This is a genomic window from Lysobacter sp. M2-1 (assembly GCF_022662495.1).
Classification (GTDB): Bacteria; Pseudomonadota; Gammaproteobacteria; order Xanthomonadales; family Xanthomonadaceae; genus JAKPBU01.
Genome location: NZ_JAKPBU010000011.1, coordinates 315,137 through 332,704 on the forward strand (window position 1 = coordinate 315,137; position 17,568 = coordinate 332,704).

Annotated in this window: 16 protein-coding genes; 3 read left to right on the top strand and 13 right to left on the bottom strand. The window is 66.9% G+C overall.

The window, feature by feature from the left end; translation table 11 throughout:
- Positions 1-8 precede the first annotated feature (8 nt).
- Genes rfbD through ssb form a run of 5 tightly spaced genes read right to left on the bottom strand, consistent with a single transcriptional unit; the run spans position 9 to position 3,907 of the window.
- Positions 9-911, bottom strand: a complete 903-nt coding sequence (gene rfbD / locus MC375_RS16690) for a dTDP-4-dehydrorhamnose reductase (RefSeq protein ID WP_242104534.1) — start codon at positions 909-911, stop codon at positions 9-11.
- Complete coding sequence (gene rfbC, locus MC375_RS16695; RefSeq protein ID WP_242104535.1) at positions 908-1,465, bottom strand: dTDP-4-dehydrorhamnose 3,5-epimerase; 558 nt, start codon at positions 1,463-1,465, stop codon at positions 908-910. The genes rfbD and rfbC overlap by 4 nt, the downstream gene beginning before the upstream one ends.
- Positions 1,462-2,349, bottom strand: a complete 888-nt coding sequence (rfbA, locus tag MC375_RS16700; protein ID WP_242104536.1) for a glucose-1-phosphate thymidylyltransferase RfbA — start codon at positions 2,347-2,349, stop codon at positions 1,462-1,464. The genes rfbC and rfbA overlap by 4 nt, the downstream gene beginning before the upstream one ends.
- Positions 2,346-3,416: a dTDP-glucose 4,6-dehydratase gene (rfbB, locus tag MC375_RS16705; RefSeq protein WP_242104537.1), complete on the bottom strand. Its 1,071-nt coding sequence runs from the start codon at positions 3,414-3,416 to the stop codon at positions 2,346-2,348. Before rfbB ends, rfbA begins: the two co-directional genes overlap by 4 nt.
- Before the next feature lie 23 nt (positions 3,417-3,439).
- Entirely contained in the window at positions 3,440-3,907 is a 468-nt protein-coding gene (gene ssb, locus MC375_RS16710; RefSeq protein WP_242104538.1) for a single-stranded DNA-binding protein, read from the bottom strand.
- Positions 3,908-4,064: 157 nt separating this feature from the next.
- Between ssb and MC375_RS16715 the strand changes: the two genes are divergently transcribed.
- A complete protein-coding gene (locus MC375_RS16715; RefSeq protein ID WP_242104539.1) occupies positions 4,065-5,063 on the top strand; it encodes a polyprenyl synthetase family protein in 999 nt (332 codons plus the stop codon).
- A 67-nt stretch (positions 5,064-5,130) separates the two neighbouring features.
- Here MC375_RS16715 and MC375_RS16720 read toward each other — a convergent pair whose 3' ends face one another.
- From MC375_RS16720 to MC375_RS16735, 4 genes are read right to left on the bottom strand one after another with little or no spacing between them, the layout of a single operon-like run.
- Positions 5,131-5,940: a dienelactone hydrolase family protein gene (locus MC375_RS16720; RefSeq protein WP_242104540.1), complete on the bottom strand. Its 810-nt coding sequence runs from the start codon at positions 5,938-5,940 to the stop codon at positions 5,131-5,133.
- A 60-nt stretch (positions 5,941-6,000) separates the two neighbouring features.
- Complete coding sequence (gene murD, locus MC375_RS16725) at positions 6,001-7,464, bottom strand: UDP-N-acetylmuramoyl-L-alanine--D-glutamate ligase (RefSeq protein WP_242104541.1); 1,464 nt, start codon at positions 7,462-7,464, stop codon at positions 6,001-6,003.
- Positions 7,412-8,830, bottom strand: coding sequence for a UDP-N-acetyl-alpha-D-muramoyl-L-alanyl-L-glutamate epimerase (gene murL, locus MC375_RS16730; RefSeq protein ID WP_242104542.1), 1,419 nt, complete (start codon positions 8,828-8,830; stop codon positions 7,412-7,414). Before murL ends, murD begins: the two co-directional genes overlap by 53 nt.
- The gene (locus tag MC375_RS16735) at positions 8,823-11,441 is read right to left on the bottom strand and encodes a bifunctional aspartate kinase/diaminopimelate decarboxylase (protein WP_242104543.1); all 2,619 of its coding nucleotides are present in this window, start codon (positions 11,439-11,441) and stop codon (positions 8,823-8,825) included. Before MC375_RS16735 ends, murL begins: the two co-directional genes overlap by 8 nt.
- A 74-nt stretch (positions 11,442-11,515) precedes the next feature.
- On the opposite strand from MC375_RS16735, the gene MC375_RS16740 reads away from it, so the two are divergent.
- Complete coding sequence (locus MC375_RS16740; RefSeq protein WP_242104544.1) at positions 11,516-12,391, top strand: PhzF family phenazine biosynthesis protein; 876 nt, start codon at positions 11,516-11,518, stop codon at positions 12,389-12,391.
- Positions 12,392-12,574: 183 nt separating this feature from the next.
- On the opposite strand, the gene MC375_RS16745 is transcribed toward MC375_RS16740, so the two are convergent.
- From MC375_RS16745 to MC375_RS16755, 3 genes are all read right to left on the bottom strand, one after another.
- A complete protein-coding gene (locus MC375_RS16745; protein WP_242104545.1) occupies positions 12,575-13,279 on the bottom strand; it encodes a glycine zipper 2TM domain-containing protein in 705 nt (234 codons plus the stop codon).
- Positions 13,280-13,395: 116 nt separating this feature from the next.
- Positions 13,396-14,076, bottom strand: coding sequence for an alpha/beta hydrolase (locus MC375_RS16750; RefSeq protein ID WP_242104546.1), 681 nt, complete (start codon positions 14,074-14,076; stop codon positions 13,396-13,398).
- On the bottom strand, positions 14,073-14,951 hold the full coding sequence (locus MC375_RS16755) for a LysR substrate-binding domain-containing protein (RefSeq protein WP_242104547.1): 879 nt from the start codon (positions 14,949-14,951) through the stop codon (positions 14,073-14,075). The genes MC375_RS16750 and MC375_RS16755 overlap by 4 nt, the downstream gene beginning before the upstream one ends.
- Before the next feature lie 103 nt (positions 14,952-15,054).
- On the opposite strand from MC375_RS16755, the gene MC375_RS16760 reads away from it, so the two are divergent.
- Complete coding sequence (locus tag MC375_RS16760) at positions 15,055-17,004, top strand: hypothetical protein (RefSeq protein WP_242104548.1); 1,950 nt, start codon at positions 15,055-15,057, stop codon at positions 17,002-17,004.
- Here MC375_RS16760 and MC375_RS16765 read toward each other — a convergent pair.
- Positions 17,001-17,435 carry an OsmC family protein gene (locus tag MC375_RS16765; RefSeq protein ID WP_242104549.1) on the bottom strand — a complete coding sequence of 145 codons (435 nt, stop codon included), beginning with the start codon at positions 17,433-17,435 and terminating at the stop codon, positions 17,001-17,003. The two genes, MC375_RS16760 and MC375_RS16765, sit on opposite strands and share 4 nt — an antisense overlap.
- Positions 17,436-17,568 lie beyond the last annotated feature (133 nt).

Genomic DNA, 17,568 nt, shown 5'->3' on the forward strand with positions numbered 1-17,568 from the left:
TAAACCAGTCACTCAGTCGGGGCGAGTTCCGCGATGACCCGGCCGAGCCCGTCCCTCCAATCAGGTAACTCAATCGCGTATTCAGCCTGCAAGCGTCGATTGTCCAGCACCGAGTAGGCAGGCCGCCGCGCGGGCGTCGGGTAGTCCGACGTGCCGATGGGATCCACGACGGGCGCTCGCTCAAGCACGCCGCGGGCGATCGCCGCTGCGAAGATCGCTTCGGCGAATCCGTGCCAGCTTGTCTGGCCGGAGGCGGTGAGGTGCCTGATGCCCGACTGCGCGACTCCCCGCTCCAGGATCCGGGCCGTGGTATCGGCGATCAATCCGGCCGAGGTCGGCGAACCCTGCTGATCCGCGACCACCTTGAGCCGATCGCGCTCCCCCGCCAGACGCAGCATCGTCAGCAGGAAATTGCTGCCATGCGCCGCATAGACCCAGGCAGTGCGCAGGATCAGGTGGCGGGCGCCACTGCTCCGGATCGCCTCTTCGCCCGCAAGCTTGCTCGCCGCGTACACGCCGACAGGCGCCGTCGGATCGTCTTCGCGGTACGGCCGGGTGCCGGTTCCGTCGAAGACATAGTCGGTGGAGTAATGCACGAACAACGCGTCGCACGCCTTGCAGGCGTCGGCCAGAACCGCTGGCGCTTCCGCATTCACGCGGAACGCCGCCTCCGGCTCGCTTTCGGCACGATCGACAGCGGTATAGGCGGCGGCATTCACCACGACATCGGGCATCGTGCGCAGTATCAATGGTCGCAGCGATTCGGGAGCATCGAGATCCGCGGCTTCACAGGCGGCACCATTGGGAAGCTTGCCGCCGCGGGTGGCGGGTACCACATCGCCGACTGCCGCCAGGCTGCGCCGCAACTCCGTGCCTACCTGGCCCGCAGCGCCCAGCAACAGGATCTTCAAGGTGCGTACACCGGCAGACGATCCTCCGCGATATCCTGCAGATACGGGGCGCGTGCGTCCTTGTCGGACAGCGCAGGCTGCGCAATCGGCCAGTCGATCGCGATCTGCGCATCATTCCAGCGGATGCCGGCGTCGGCGTCGCGATCGTAGGTCTGGGTGCACAGATAGGTGAAGGTGGCATGTTCACTCAGCACGCAAAATCCGTGCGCAAACCCTTCAGGGATCCAGAAATGGCGCTTGTTGTCCGCGCTCAGCACGACGGCGGTCCACTTCCCAAACGTCGGTGAGCCTCGCCGGATATCCACGGCGACATCCCAGACCTCGCCCTCCACGACGGACACCAGCTTGCCCTGTGGCTTGGGCCACTGGTAATGCAGGCCGCGCAGGACACCCTGAACCGAACGCGATACGTTGCCCTGCGCGAAGCGCAGGTTCATGCCTGCCGCGTTCAGCCTGTCGAGGTTGAAGGACTCGTAGAAATAGCCGCGATCATCGCCGAAGACCTGCGGCTCGATGACGATGCAACCGGGGAGATCGGTTTCCCGCGTCTTCATTCGACCCTTCCATGCTCGAGCAGGCTGAACAGGTACTCGCCGTACCCGTTCTTCGCCAGCTGCTGCGCCAACCCGCGCAGGCTGGCTTCGTCGATCCAGCCGTTGAAGTAGGCGATCTCCTCAGGACAACACACACGCAGACCCTGCCGTTTCTCGATGGTCTCGATATACATCGATGCTTCAACCAGCGATTCATGGGTGCCCGTGTCCAGCCATGCATATCCCCGGCCCATCTTTTCCAGCTGCAGCGAACCGTCTTCCAGGTAGCAGCGGTTCAGGTCGGTGATTTCCAGCTCGCCGCGAGACGAAGGCTTCAGGCCGGTTGCAAAATCGCAAACGCGTTCGTCATAGAAGTACAGACCGGTGACGGCGTAATTGGACTTGGGCCGCGCCGGTTTCTCCTCCAATCCCACCACCTTGCCCCTGGCGTCGAACTCCGCCACTCCATAGCGTTCGGGGTCACGGACCCAGTAACCGAATACCGTCGCGCCGTGATGGCGAGCGTCTGCGCTACGCAGCAGTTCGGTGAGGCCGTGGCCGTAGAAGATATTGTCGCCCAGTACCAGGCAGCTCGGGCTTCCGTCCAGGAACTCACGCCCGATCAGGAAGGCCTGGGCCAGACCGTCCGGGCTTGGTTGCACCGCATATTCGATTTTCATGCCCCACTGCGATCCGTCGCCCAGCAGGTTGCGGAACAGCGCCTGTTCGTGCGGGGTGTTGATGATCAGGACTTCCCTTATTCCCGCCAGCATCAGCACGCTGAGCGGGTAGTAGATCATCGGTTTGTCATAGACGGGGAGCAGCTGCTTGCTGATCGCCCGCGTGATCGGATACAGCCTGGTCCCGGAACCACCGGCAAGGATGATGCCCTTGCGCGGACTCACGCCGCAGCCTCGGCGTGCCCTGCACCGATACGTTCCAGGCGATAGCTGCCGTCTAGCACGCGGCCAACCCAGGCCTGATTTTCGAGGTACCAGTCGACGGTATCCGCGATCCCCTGCTCGAAGCTGTGCTGCGGCGCCCAACCCAGTTCGGATTTCAATTTCGTTGCGTCGATGGCGTAGCGGCGATCGTGCCCTGGCCGATCCTTGACATAGGTGATCTGCGAGGCACGTGGTTTGCCATCCTGGCGCGGGCGGCGCTCATCGAGGAGCCTGCAGATCGTGTCGACGACCTGGATGTTCTGACGCTCGGCATCGCCGCCCACGTTGTAGGTTTCGCCGATACGTCCGCGTTCGAGCACGGCACGGATCGCGGCGCAATGGTCGGCCACATAGAGCCAGTCGCGCACATTCTTCCCGTCGCCGTAGATCGGCAACGGCTCGCCGGCAATGGCCTTAGCGATGACCAGCGGGATCAGCTTCTCGGGAAACTGGTAGGGACCATAGTTGTTGGAACAGTTCGTGGTCAGAACCGGTAGCCCGTAGGTATGGTGGAACGCCCGCACGAGATGGTCGGACGCCGCTTTCGACGCCGAATACGGGGAATTTGGCGCGTAGGGGGTGGTTTCGCTGAACTTTCCCGTGTCGCCGAGGCTGCCGTAGACCTCGTCGGTCGATACATGCAGGAAGCGGAAGGCGGCGCCCGCCGCAGTCGGCATTGCCCTCCAGTAATCACGCACGGCCTCGAGCAGGACGAGCGTGCCCACCACATTGGTCTGGACAAAGGCCGCGGGTCCGTCGATCGAGCGGTCGACGTGGCTTTCCGCGGCGAAGTTGATCACCGCATCGGGACGATGTTCCGCCAGCAACGCATCAAGCAGGACCCGGTCGCCGATGTCTCCCTCGACGAAGACATGATTGGAGTTGTCAGATAGTGGAGAAAGGGTGTCGAGGTTGCCCGCATAGGTCAGCGCATCGAGGTTGACGACGCGGACTCCGGACGCGACAGCATCGAGGACGAAATTGCCCCCAATAAATCCGGCGCCGCCGGTAACCAGCCATGTCGGCATTGCTTGCTCCACTGGAATTCGGTTCAGAACGGGATGTCATCGTCCGCGAAGTCGTCCGCGAACGGCTGCGACTGGGCGGCCGGTCGGCTCTGGCCCTGGGGCTCACGACGCTGCGCCGGCGCGGGCCGCTGGGGCCTGTCGCCACCGCCGGCATCGCGCTCGCCGCCGCCGAGCATCTGCATCTCGTCGCCGATGATGTCGGTCGTGTAATGCTTGACGCCGTCCTTTTCGTACGACCCGTATTCGAGGCGGCCTTCGATGTACACCTGCCTGCCCTTGCGCAGGTATTCGCCCGCGATCTCGCCGAGCTTGCCGAACAGCTTGACCCGGTGCCATTCGGTCTTTTCCTGCGGGTTGCCGTCGCGGTCCTTGCGCACCGTCGTGGTGGCCAGGCTGAGCGTGGTGATGGCCATGCCGCCCTGGGTGTATTTCACATCGGGATCGTTGCCGAGATTGCCGACCAGGATGACTTTGTTGACGCCACGAGCCATTGCGGTTCCTTCATGTTCCCGACCGCGGATCGCGGCCGGCATCATTGGATTATAGCGGGCGGGCCCCTGCCATCAGCGGATGTCCGAACCGGGCCTCGGGAAAATCCGAAGCACGGCGAGTCCCTATAATCGCAGCCCACGCAGACTGCCCTCCCCAATGAACTCCGCGCCGCTCCCGCCGCCAGCCCTTTCCCTGTCTGCGATCCAGGCCCTGGCCCTTGACGACATGGCCCAGGTCGACGCCCTGATCCGGACCCGGCTGGCCTCGGACGTGGTCCTGATCAACCAGGTGGGCGAATACATCATCGGCGCCGGCGGCAAGCGGTTGCGGCCGATGCTGCTGTTGCTGGCCGCGCGCGCGCTCGGCCATCGCGGCGAGGACTCGCACCAGCTCGCGGCGGTGGTCGAGTTCATCCATACCGCCACCCTGCTGCACGACGATGTGGTCGACGAATCCGACCTGCGCCGCGGACGGCGCACCGCGAACGCCGTATGGGGCAACGCCGCCAGCGTACTGGTGGGCGACTTCCTGTACTCGCGCAGCTTCCAGCTCATGGTGGAACTCGAGCGCATGGAGGTGATGCGGATCCTGGCCGACACCACCAACGCGATCGCCGAAGGCGAGGTGCTGCAGCTGCTGCACGTACGCAACCCCGACACGGACGAGGCCGCCTACCTGCGGGTAATAGAACGCAAGACCGCCGTGCTGTTCGCGGCCGCCACGCGCCTTGGCGCCCTGCTCGCCGGTACGGACGCCGCCACCCAGCAGGCGCTGCACGACTACGGCCTAAACCTGGGCTACGCCTTCCAGATCGCCGACGACGTGCTCGACTACGCCTCCGATGCCGCAACCATGGGCAAGAACCTGGGCGACGATCTGGCCGAAGGCAAAGCCACGCTGCCCCTGATCCACGCCATGGCCTGGGCGGATGCGCCGCTGCGCGAACGCCTGCGGGCCATCGTCGAACAGGCCGATATCGGAGCGCTGCCCGAAGTGCTTGCGGCAATCCAGGCCGCGGACGCGCTCGCCTACAGCCGCAGCCGCGCGTCGACGTATGCGCAGGCGGCCGAGGCCGCATTGCAGGGGTTGCCGGAGAGCGAAGGCCTGGCGGCATTGCGCGGGCTGGCACGCTACGCAGTCACGCGAGATCGCTGACCGGTTGCAGAAGCGTGCGCGGTTGTCCGCCACGCAGCTGACAGATCAGACGGCCCCTGAGTGCACCTTATGACGCGGCGAATCGTTCGCGGAAGAAGTCGTGCATCATCTCGAACGCGCGCTTGGCGGCGCGTTCGTTGTACAAGCAGTTGTCGTCGAGCGGGTTGTCCGCGTCCTCAGGCTGCGAGAAGCAGTGGCGCGCGCCGCTGAAATTGACGAACTGCCAATCGGCCTTGGCTGCCTTCATTTCCTTCTCGAAACCCATGATCTGTTCTGCCGTCACGCTGGTGTCGTCGGCGCCGTTCAGCGCGAGGATGGAACTCGTGATCGGTCCGTCGGCCGGACGGTAGCTGTCGAGATTGCCGTGGAAGCTCACCGCTCCGCCCGGCAGGTCCGCGCCCGAGCGCACCAGTTCCAGCACCACGCCGCCGCCGAAACAGAAGCCGAGCGCTCCTATCCTGGCCGCGTCCAGAGGCGCGGTGTCTGCTTGTGCCTTCAGCACTTCGACCGCCCGCTGCGCGCGCGCGCGCAGGGTCTTGCCGCCGTCGACATAGGTCGCCCTGACCGCCGCCAGCGCCTGCGCATCGTCCTTCGGCCTGATGTCCGAGCCGTAGAGATCCGCGATCAGCACCACGTAGTCGTCGCCGGCCACGCCCTTCGCCATCGCGATCGCATCCTGGGTCACGCCCATCCAGTTGGGCATCATCACCAGTCCGGGACGCGTGATCGCATTGGCGTCGTCGTAAACCAGGACACCGCTGTAGCGCTCCTCTCCGATGGTCCACTCGACCGGTTTTTCCTGCATGGCCGCGTGCGCCGGCGCGGCCGTCAGAGCTATCGAAAGAGCGATCAGCACGCTACGCACAAATGGGGACATCGATCCCACTCCTCGCCAGATCCGGGGCTAGCCTAGCGCAGGCGGCGCGGCGTGGAGAAGTCAGGCGATGCCGAGGCCGGGAATGGCGCTGATGGCGTCCGGGTCGAAGCCGGCAAGCTGGGCGAAGTGGCGGCCGCGGGCGACATAGTCGCGATATGCGCCGAAGCTGGGCGCACCGGGCGAGAGCAGCATCACTCCCTCCCCGCCGAGCGCCGCCCGGGCCGCCTCCACTGCGCCTGCCAGGTCGCTTGCCTCGAGCAGCCGGAAGCCAGCCTTCCCAGTCAGCGGTGCCAGCAACTGGTGAATCCGCGGCCCGTTCTGTCCCATGGTCGCAATGACGGCCGGCGCATGGGTGGACATCGCCTCGGCGAACGGTGTCCAGTCGAGTCCGCGGTCGTGACCACCTAACAGGATCGCGACCCGGCGGTCGTTAAACACGTCCAGCGCGGCTAGGCTGGCGTGCGGGGTGGTGCTGATGGAATCGTTCACCCACAGCAGGCCATCGCGCACGCCCAGGGTCTGCAGCCGGTTCGGCAGCGGCTGGAAGTGTTCGGCCTGAGAGGCAAGCGCGGCCGCGTCCAGCCCAAGCGCCTCGAGTGCGGTCAGCACCGCACACAGATTGCCGCGGTTGTGGCGTCCCGGCAGCGATACCAGCCGGGTATCGAGGATCCTGGCCTCGCCGCGGAACAGATCATCGCCGCGCAGATGCCAGCCGGCCTCGGTGCCGTACCAGCGCACATCGGATCCGGGAAGTCGCAGGGCGGCCAGCACCGGATCGTTCGCATTGAGCACGGCAAGGCGCGGCCTGGCCTCCGTCAACAACGCGAGCTTGTCCTGCACGTATCGCTGCTCGCCGCGATGCCAGTCCAGATGCTCGGGAAAGACATTGGTAACGATCGCCAGGTGTGGACGCACGCCGGAGGCCGCAACGTCGCGCGTCTGGTAACTGGACAATTCGATGGCCCAGTACTCGGCCTGTCCAGCGAGCAATTCGAGCAGAGGCAGGCCGATATTGCCGGCCAGCGCGGTGCGCAACCCGCCCGCCCGCAGCAGGTGCGCCAGCAGCGCCGTCGTGGTGCTCTTGCCCTTGGTTCCGGTGACGCAAAGCGTGCGTGCCTCGGGACGTTCGGCAAACCACAATGCGGTGCCGCCCACGAAACACGTGCCCCGTTCGGCTGCCGCGACGGCTTCAGGACCGTATGGGCTTATCCCGGGCGACTTGATCACCACATCGAAAGCGGCTAAGCGGTCGGCCGACACCTCGTGTTCGGTCGATAGCAGCCGATCGCCCAGTGCAAGCGCATCGGCAGCCTCGTCGGGATTGCAGAACAGCGTCAGGCCGCCCGGGTAGGGCGGTTGCGCTTCCGGGTTCCGGTGCTGCACGACCAGGCCGCGCAGCGCGCGATATGCCGCCCTGCCCTCGCGACCCCAGCCCCAGAGCGCGACCTTTCGGCCTGCCAGGTCTCCCAGCCTAAGCGGCGAACAGCGCACGCACGCGCTCCCACAGCGCAGGCGGGATGGCATGTTCCTGGTCGATCTGCAGCAGCGCGGCCACATCGAGTTCGGCCGCTTCCAGCTGGGGCAGGATTTCGAGGGCGAAGCGCTCGACCACCGCATCCTCGCGCCATTCCGGCCGCGCGGCCAGGGCGGCCATCGCCGCGCGCGATTCCCTGCCTTCTCCCACGCACTCGAAGGGCTTGTGGTCCTGGTACTCGAGCAGCGCGTCGTAGCCAGGCACCTGGGCCGGATCGTCGAGCAGGTTGCGGCCGAAAATGCCGACCAGCCGGGGCTTGGGCATGAACGGCGCCAATGCCAGGAATACGAAGTGGCATTTCGGGCACACCCCGCACCAGCGATTGGCCGGCCGTTCGCCGAGCAGGTGGAAGTTGCGGTTGCAGCTGGAGAAATGCGCGTCGTAGCGCTCGGTCTTTGCGAACTGGCGGGCGACCGCGAGTTCGCTCAACGATCGCAGCAGCGAGTAGTAGCGCAGATCCGCCGCAACGTGTCGGCGCACATGCAAGGCGAAACCATGTTCGAACGCCCAGCCCTTCGACCACTGATGGTTGACCTCGCCTGTGCCGGCGATCTGGCTGCCGTAGCTGGCCGAACGCTCGTTGGAAAACACCACGTGGTTGGCGTCCTCCAGCACCGCGGCGAGCACCAGGATCGCGGAGTTGATCGCGGTGACCGGGATATGCCCGTTCCACGCGCCCTGGCGGTTGAGTTCGAACAGCTGCGGCGCCAGCTGCCGGTCGATGTTGAGCATCGGCAGACCGGTCCGCTCCGCGCACGCCCGGATCAGCTGCGACCCGCCGATCCAGGTCACCTGCTGCGGAACGCCGGCCGCACGCAGCGCCTCGATGCTGACCAGCGAATCCTTGCCGCCACCGATCGCCACCAATGCCTGTTCACGCAGGCCCAACGGCGGCGCCGTGACGGCACTTCCATCCGCGAGTGACGGCTGCGATGCAGGCTCATGCTGAACGGCCTTCCCAACTGCAGCCGTTGCAACGGGAAAGCGGATCCGCCCACGCAGCGTGAGTCCATTGCGGTAGGCGAACTCGCCCAGCCCGTTGACGTACACCTCCTCCAGGAATGCTGCGGTTTCCGCATCGATCGCATAGCCGTCGATGCGGATCTCAGGCGGTACCGCGGCCTTGTAGTAGCTCACTCCACTGATCAAGTGCAGCAGCCGCAGCGCCTGTTCCACCGCCTCGGCTCTGGGACCATCGATCACGAACGGCGCTCCGGGGATGCTGATCGTCTCGACCAGTTCCGGGCCGTCGTCGAACGCATACGCCAGCCGCGCCACGCCCGTCGCCGCATCGAAGCTGCAAGCAACGAAGCGGAAGCAGGCGACGCCCTCACGGTCGAAGATCCGCTCAGTCATCGATGACATGCTCCAGGGGCAACCCGCGCAGGTTGTAGGTATTGCTCATGACGCGGCCATAGGCGCCGGCATCGGCAATGAGCACGATATCGTCCTCGCGGGTCGCCGCAGGCAGGCGACGCGCAGTGCCGAACACGTCGCTGGATTCGCAGATCGGTCCGACCACGTCGCAAGGCGCCTCATGCGCCTCGTCGAGCCGGCTGAGATTGTGGATGGCATGGTAAGCACCGTACAGCGCCGGCCGCATCAGCGTGTGCATGCCCGCATCCAGGCCAACCCGGTGCACGCCCTGTTTCTCGACCACCTGGGTGACGCGGGCCAGCAGCACTCCGCTTTCGGCGACCAGATAGCGGCCCGGCTCGATCGCCAGCGCATAGCGCGGATAGGCCGTCTTGATCTCCGCGATGCCGTCCGCCCACGCATCGAGGTCGAACGGTTCGGCATCGGGCTTGTACGGAATCGGCAAGCCGCCGCCGATGTCGATCGTTTCCACCGTGCCGATGCCATCGGCGAAGCCGGCCAGTTCGGCATACACCTCGCGCCAGTGCACCGGCAGCTCGATGCCGCTGCCCAGGTGCGCATGCAGGCCGGTGATCCGGATGTCGAGCCTGCCTGCTTCGGACACGAAGTCGTCAAAGGCCAGCAGCGGCAGGCCGAACTTCGAAGCGATGCCGCCGGTGACGACCTTGGCGTGATGGCCATCGCCGCGTCCCAGGTCCAGGCGCAGCCAGAGCGCACGCTCGCGGAAGGTGTCCGGCCAGCGCCGCAGCGCCTCGACGTTGTCGAGAGTGACGGTCACCCCACGCGCGAACGCGGCATCGTATTCGCGGCGCGGCGCGAAGCTGGGCGTGAACAGCACCCGCGCCGGGTCCAGGTCTGCGATTTCCGCGAACGCGTGTTCGAGCTCGCCCTGCGACACGCATTCGATCCCGAAGCCTTCGGCATACAGCGCACGCAGCAGGTCTGGATGCGAATTGGCTTTGATCGCGTAGTAAGGCCTGTCGATCGCGGCGATGCCGCGCAGCGATCGCGCGCGGGCGCGCACCGTCGGCAAGTGGTAGACGTAGGTGGGCGTGGGCGCGGCGGCGATCGCCAGGAGCGCCTGCCGCTGTGCCTGCCACCAGGGCGTCGGGCGCACCGGCCGGCCATGGGCGAGTTCGCGCCAGCTCGGCCCGAACACGCTTTCGTCGCCCACCGGCATCGCCTCGCTGTCGATCAGCTCGGCGTGCAGCTGCGCGACCATGCCTTCGGCATCGGCCTCGTCGATGACGAAGGTGAGGTTGAGATCGTTGGAAGACTGCGAGATGAGGTGGACCCGCTCGCGTCCGAATGCGGCCCAGATGTCGGACAGACGGTGCAGCAGCGAGCGCATGCCGCGCCCCACCAGGGTGATCGCCGCGCAGGGCGCGATCACCTTCACCCGGCATATCTGCGTGAGATCCTCGGACAGTTTGGCCAGCACGTCGGTGCTGACCAGGTTCTCGCTCGGGTCGAGCGATACCGTGACGTTGGTTTCCGACGAGCTGATCAGGTCCACCGACAGGCCATGCCGCTTGAAGCGTTCGAACACATCGGCCAGGAAGCCGACCTGCTGCCACATGCCGATGCTCTCCATCGACACCAGCACGATGCCATTGCGGCGGCTGACGGCCTTGACGCCGGAGACGGTCGCGGCGCTGGAATCGATGCGCGTGCCCGGCAGGTCCGGGCGCTCGGTGTCGAGGATCGCCATCGGAACGCGCGCGTCGCGACAGGGTCCGATCGAACGCGGGTGCAGCACCTTGGCGCCGGTGGTCGCGATCTCCTGCGCCTCGGCATAGTCCAGCCGCGCCAGCAGGCGCGCATCGGGCACCTCGCGCGGATTCGCGCTGAACATTCCGGGCACGTCGGTCCAGATTTCCACGCGGCGCGCTTTGAGCAGGGCGCCGAAGTAGGCCGCCGAAGTGTCCGAGCCGCCACGGCCCAGGATCGCGGTTCCGCCTTCGGCATGGCGGGCGATGAAGCCCTGGGTTAGCAGCATGCGCGCAGGCTGCGCCGCGAACCGGGTCCGCCAGGCGTCGTCGGCCGCCTGACGGCACGATACTGACAACCGCGTCGACCAGGCGTTCTGGTTCGGCAGCGCCACCGCGTCGAGCCAGTCGCGCGCATCGCACCAGCCGAAATCCAGACCCTGCGCGCGCAGGTAGGCCGCGCCCAGGGTGGAAGACAGCAGCTCGCCCTGGCCCAGCATCTCCGCCTGCCAGTCCAGCGCACGCGAGGCAGCGCGCTCATCCTGGCCCAGGCTCCGGAGCGCGGCGAGGCGTTCGTGCAGCACGGCGTCCGGATCCAGCCCGAGCTCCGCGCAGAACGTGCGGTGGCGCTCGACCAGCGCATCGATCCGGGCGGAGATACCGTCGTTCGCACCCACCTGTGCGCAGGCGATCGCCTGCAACTCATTGGTTACACCTGAAAGCGCCGATACCACCACCAGCACGCGCGCGTGCTCCGCGCGCTGCGCCGCGATCTTTCCAACGGTGTCCCAGCGATGTCGTTTCGACACGCTGGTGCCGCCGAACTTGAGCACGATCCAGGCTTCGGCTTGCGCGCCATCGAAAGACAGGTGGGAGGACATAGAATGCGTGTTCGCCCGCCGCGCGGGCACGAGCGCGCAATTCTACGACGAAGCCCGTCTTTCGAAGAGTCCCGATGCCCCGACGCCGATATCTGCAACTCGATGTGTTCGCCAGCCGTGCCGGCGACGGCAATCCGCTGGCCGTGGTGCTCGACGCCGAGGGCCTCGACGATGCATCGATGCAGGCGATCGCGCGCTGGACGCGCCTGCCGGAAACCACGTTCGTGTTCGCCGCTCCCAGGCCAACGGCAAGCTACGGCATCCGCATCTTCAGCCCGCGCCGCGAGGTGCCCTTCGCCGGGCATCCCAGCGTCGGCACGGCGCACGCGGCTCTCTCGGCGGGGATCGCTCAGCCCCGCGACGGCCTGCTGGTGCAGGCCGGCATCGCTGGCGACCTGCCGCTGCTGGTTTCCGGCGAAGGCCCCACCCGCACCATCGCCGTGCGCACGCCACGGGCCCGGGTGATGGAAATTGCAGACGGCGACGATCCACGCCTGCGAGGCGCATTGGCAGGTATACCGCTGGGCACCCTTCCGCCGGCGCTGATGGATGGCGGACGCCGCTGGTGGCTGGCGGAGATCGCCGACGAGACGACGCTGCGTAGCGCTACCCCGGATTGGGATGCGATCGGCAGGCTCGCCCACGACACCGACAGCATGGGCCTGTGCGTGTTCGCCCGCAGCAACGATCCGGTCTATTACCTGGCCGTGCGTGCCTGGGTCGGCGCACCGGCCGCGTTCGAGGACGCGGCCTCCGGCGCGGCCAACGCCACCCTGGCCGCATGGCTCGCCTCCCAGGATGCCCTGCCGGGCGATACCGGGTTTTACCGGGTCAGTCAGGGCCGCGAGGTCGGCCACGACGCGATCATCGAGTTGCAGGTGGACGCGGATGGGGAGGTCTGGTCCGGCGGGCGCGTCGTCACGGTCGTGGGAGGTCATATCGACTGGTAGCGCGCGCGGCGCGCCTCTTCCGTGCTGCGGCGCGTTGCACCCGCCATCCTGTAGGAGCGGCGTAAGCCGCGAGCTTTTGGCGCGATACGGCGAACAGTTTGCGATTCACGCCGCTCCTACGGAAGCGCTCCCCAAAAGACGAAGGGGCCCGGAGGGCCCCTTCGTCGTTCCTGCGCGGCGCGGTTACTGCGGCCGCACGTCGACCAGCACCCGGATCCGGTCGCCGGGATGGTAATTGGTGCGCGCGGTGTATTCGCGGCCGGCGTATTCATAGGTCACGTCGTAGGCGTTGGCGCCCACTCCACCGGTTCCGTAGCTGTCGTAGTAGCGGTCATCCGGCACCGGGTCGCAGACGGTCACGGTACCGGCGCGCGGGTAGCGATCGCGCACGCTGTTCTCGTACACCTTCTGGCCCGCGATACCGCCGACCATCGAACCGATGGCCGAGGTGGCATAGCGTGCCGATCCTCCGCCGACCTGGCTGCCGATCACGGCGCCGACGACGCCACCGAGCACCGTAGCCACCGTACGACCGGTATTGGTTCCGCGATAGCCACGATCGTAGCCGTCGTTGTCGTAGTAGCGGTCGCGGTCGTAGTAGCCATCGTCGCGATAGCCGTCGTTGTAACCATCGTTGCGATACCCGCCTGCGTAGGTGTCCTGGCGCTGGTAGCAGCGCTGGGACGAGCTCACCGAAGACGAGCGGTAGCCGTCGACCACGGGGCGCACGCTGAGTACGCGGGCATAAGCATAGGTCGGGCCCTGGGACGCGTTTCCGTAGCGGGTGTCATACGGGTCGCGACCGTTGTCGTAATAGGTCTGCGCCGACGCATTGCCGACGACTGCGGCCAGGCCAAGGGCGAGGATCGAGGCGGAAAGCCGGTTCATCTGCATGCTCCAGCGCCAGCGGAGTGCGGCGCCCGTGCATCGTCCAGCCGCAACGGTAAAGCCGTGCTGAATCGAACCGGCTGCAGCGCAAAGCGCGCCGCCGCATGCGCTCGCGTTTACCTCGCCGACAGCCACGCAACGACCTGCGCCGCGACAGCAGACGCCTGGCGCCCGAGCAACGGACCCACATGGCTCGCTTCCGGCAGCCCGATCCTGGTCGCGGCGAGCTGGTCCATGAATGCTTCAGTCATTTCCGCCGGCACATCGCGGTCCTGGCCGGAAATCACGCACAGGGTCGGAACCAGCGGGGCGTCGGTATCGATCCCGGCATGGGCTTCGCGCAGCACCCGCCCACTTTCGTCGCGCCAGTTCCGGAACGCGTACATTGCCGTGACTGGATCCGCGTCGGGCAGGGCTGCCCGGGTCGAAGCCAGGCGCGCATCGCCGTGCCAGCGCACCACCGCCGGCCATTCCTGCAGCGGCAGCCTTGCATGCCATGGACGCGGCGGAAGCGGATTCACCAGCACCAGGGCATCGGCTTCACTAGCCACCTGCAACGCGAGCAACCCGCCCATGCTGGCGCCGACCACGGCACGAGGCCTGCTCAGGTCGGACAGGGCGGCTCGTACCTGTGCGGCGTAGTCTGAAAACGAGGTCGCCGCCAGACCGGCAACGGACGGTTGCAGGTCCGGCGCATGCGCATTGATGTGGCCAGCTGCAAAGACCTCGCGCCAGACGTTCCATTCCCACCCCCCGCCGCCCGCACCATGGAGCAGCAGGGCTGTGCGGATGCTCACCTGCGCAGCCCGACGGTCAGGGCGAGCAGGGCCGCAGCCACGCGCTCGTGTGCCGGATGCCGGGCCCCGGGTAGCGACACCAGGTAATGGCCGGAGACGTTGCGGATGACGGTGCGCGAGACGCGCATCAGGCCGCCGGACGCAAGCTCGTCGTCGGCCAGCGGCGAGCGCAACAAGGCCACGCCAAGGCCCGCGCGGGCGGCAGCGAGCACCAGGTCGTAATCCTCGAAGCGACGATCGGCGGCCTTGGCGCGGAAACGCACGCCCGACTCCGCAAGCCAGGCGCGCCACTGTGAAGTGTCCGAATCGTGCAGCAGGGCTTCTTCGGCGATGCGCGCGGCTTGCGCCTGTCCGCCCAGCGCCGTTGCCAGCGCCGGCGCTGCGACCGGGAACAGGCGCTCGCTGAACAGAAAGCGCGCCTCGACGCCGGACCAGCGGCCACGGCCGTAACGCACGGCAAGGTCGACCCGCCCGTCGCCGAGGTCCGCTACCCGGTGCTCGATCACCGGTTCGATGCGCAGCTGCGGCGGCACCCCCTGCAGCGCGGGCAGGCGCGGGATCAACCACAGCCGGGCGAACGAAGGGACGATGCTGATCCGTGTCGTGGGCATTTCCTGGCGCGGACGCCAGCGGTCCGCCGAATCGCGGATCGCGGACAACGCCTGCCCCACATCGGCGATGAAACGCTGACCGGCAGGAGTGGGCCGCACGCCGCGTCCGTGACGCTCAAACAGCGCGGTCCCCAACCAGTGCTCCACCGCATGCACCCGGCGACTGATCGCTCCGTGGGTGACGCCGAGCGCTTCGGCCGCGGCGGAGAACGAGCCGCTGCGATGCGCTTCGATCACCGCGGTCAGACCTTCGATCGGCGGCATGGGCGAGCTGTGCATATGACTCACAGCTCAGCATCGATCGGTGCGCTATGTCAACAGCAGGGGCGGCGGCAGAGTGGTCGCGATTCCACCCTGTCCGCGAACGATGACTTTTCTGCCGATCCCGCCGAAGCAGCCGACCAGAGCGCTTGCGCTTGCCCTCGCCCTGACTTCATTCGCCGCCGAGGCCGCTGACGCAGGCGACGTGAAAGAACAGGCCAGCGATGCATTCGGCAGCCGGATCGGCATCGAGAGCATCGGCCTGTACTCCGAATCGCTGGTGCGCGGCTTCGATCTACAGCAGGCCGGCAACTATCTGCTTGGCGATGCCTATTTCGTTCGCGCCGCTGCGCCCCCCGACACGCTCGTGGGCGGCTCGCAGATCCGCGTCGGGCCGAATGCGCTGGACATCGGCTTCCCGGCGCCTTCGGGCATCGTCCAGTATCAGTTGCTGCCTGGAGATCGCACCCGGGCCAGGATCGAACTTGGCTTGCAACATCTGCTGGACACGAACGCGAGGCCCTATCTCCGCACGCATTTCGGTTATCGCCCGGACGACGGCCGGTTCTCTCTGGCGGGTGGCGTGATCGGCTCGCCCAGCGCGCGCTATATCTTCGGCAACAACGCGCGCTATCACAGCGTCGGCCTCGTTCCGCGCCTTGACCTGGGAGAGCACTGGAAGGCGACCGCCTTTTACGGTTACTACGACCAGCGCTATCAGGCGGACGTCGGTTTCGAGCCGGCCGCCGGGCGCATGCCCCACCCCGACCGGCTCGAGTACCTTGGTCAGCGCTGGTCACGCTTCGATACCCGCAACACCACCTACGGCACGATCCTGGCCTCGCAACCGCGGGAAGGGCGCTGGGATGTCCGTTTGTCTGGCGTCCACTCGCGCGTGCAGCGTCCGCGCTCGGACTTCAACATCTTCTCCGACGTCACGACGGAGGGTGCGGCTGACGCACTGGTGTCGGTGGCGCGCGATCGGGCGGTTTTCTCCCGCGCCTACGAAGCCAGCGCCGGGCGCGACTGGACCACACCCGACCGCCGCGACCGCGTCACGCTGCTGGCCCGCCTGCGCGACTCGGACTACACCAGTCCGCAGGTGGACACCTACACGCTGGGCGAAGTGTCGCTGTTCGATCCGGTTCCGCAGATGCGCGAGCCGTCGACTGTCGCGCGCGCGCAGGCGCGGTCCGGCATCGAGCAACGGGAGCTCGGCCTGGGCTGGCAGCGCCAATGGCAGTACGGGGCGGCGCTCAACCTGGGTCTGCGCCGGGTAGGGCTGGAGGAATCGGCGACTTCGACCGGCGGCGTCCGCGATGGGCGCGGCGGCCATGCATGGCTGTACAACGCATCCGCCGTGCTGCCGGTTGGCTCGCGGGCGACGGCGTCCGCATCTCTGGTGCGCGGCATCGAAGAGGCCGGGGTTGCGCCGCAACACGCCAAGAATGCGTTCGAGGTGCTCCCCCCGGCGATGGCCCGGCAATCCGAGCTGGGCATGAAGTGGCAGGCCGGACAGGGCATGACCCTGATCGGCACGCTGTTCGAGATCAGCAAGCCTGAACCGGGATTCGACCGGGATGGCCGTTACCGTTTCATGAGCGACGTCCGCCATCGTGGCGCGGAGCTCTCCATGTCCGGTCCGCTGACGCCCGGTCTGGACGCCTTGTTCGGCGCCACCTGGATGCGTGCACGGCTCGAAGGCCCGGCGGTGGACGAAGGTCTGGTCGGCGAACGCCCCATCGGCCGTTCCGAGCGCCTGGCATTGGCCAGCCTGACCTACCGGCCAGCGGCAATGCAGTCTTGGTCGTTCGACGTGGACGCCACCTACTCCGGGCCGCGGCCGGCCGATGCCCTCAACCGCACCCGGACGTCGGGGTACACCCTGTTCAATGTCGGCACGCGCTATCGCTTCCGGCTTGGAACGCTGCCGGCCGCTGTCCGGCTGCGGATCTACAACGCGGGCGACAAGTACGCATGGGTCGCCGATGGCGGCGGCATGCAGAGCTACGAGCCCACGCGCAGGGCGATGCTGAGCCTGAGCCTGGGCGACTAGGCCAGCAGTTCGGCCTCCAGCGTGATGGGCACCGCACTCAGCGCCTTGGACACCGGACAGTTCTGCTTGGCATCGTCGGCCAGGGCGCGGAACTTCGCCTCGTCGATGCCCGAGACCGACGCCTTGGTGACCAGCCGGATCGCGCTGAGCGTGGGACCGCCTTCCATCGACAGGTCCACATCCGCACGGGTGTCGAGCGAGGCAGGTATGAATCCTGCCTCGGTCAGCCGCGCCGCCAGCGCCATGGTGAAGCAGCCTGCGTGCGCAGCAGCAATGAGTTCTTCGGGATTGGTGCCCTTGACGTCGCCGAAGCGGGTGTTGAATCCGTACGGCGTGTCGTTCATCAGGCCGCTTTGCGGTGTGCCGAGCCGGCCCTTGCCGCTCTTGAGGTCGCCTTCCCAGTGCGCGGTCGCGTGGCGCGAAATGCCCATGTATGTTCCTCGGAGGTGTCTGGAGAAACCAGCTTAACGACGCGCGCGTTAGCGCGGGATTACGGCCATGGCGGCCGGTATCCGGGGAGTGGTTTGCTGCGCCGCAACGCGACCCTGGCCACGCAGTGGCGAT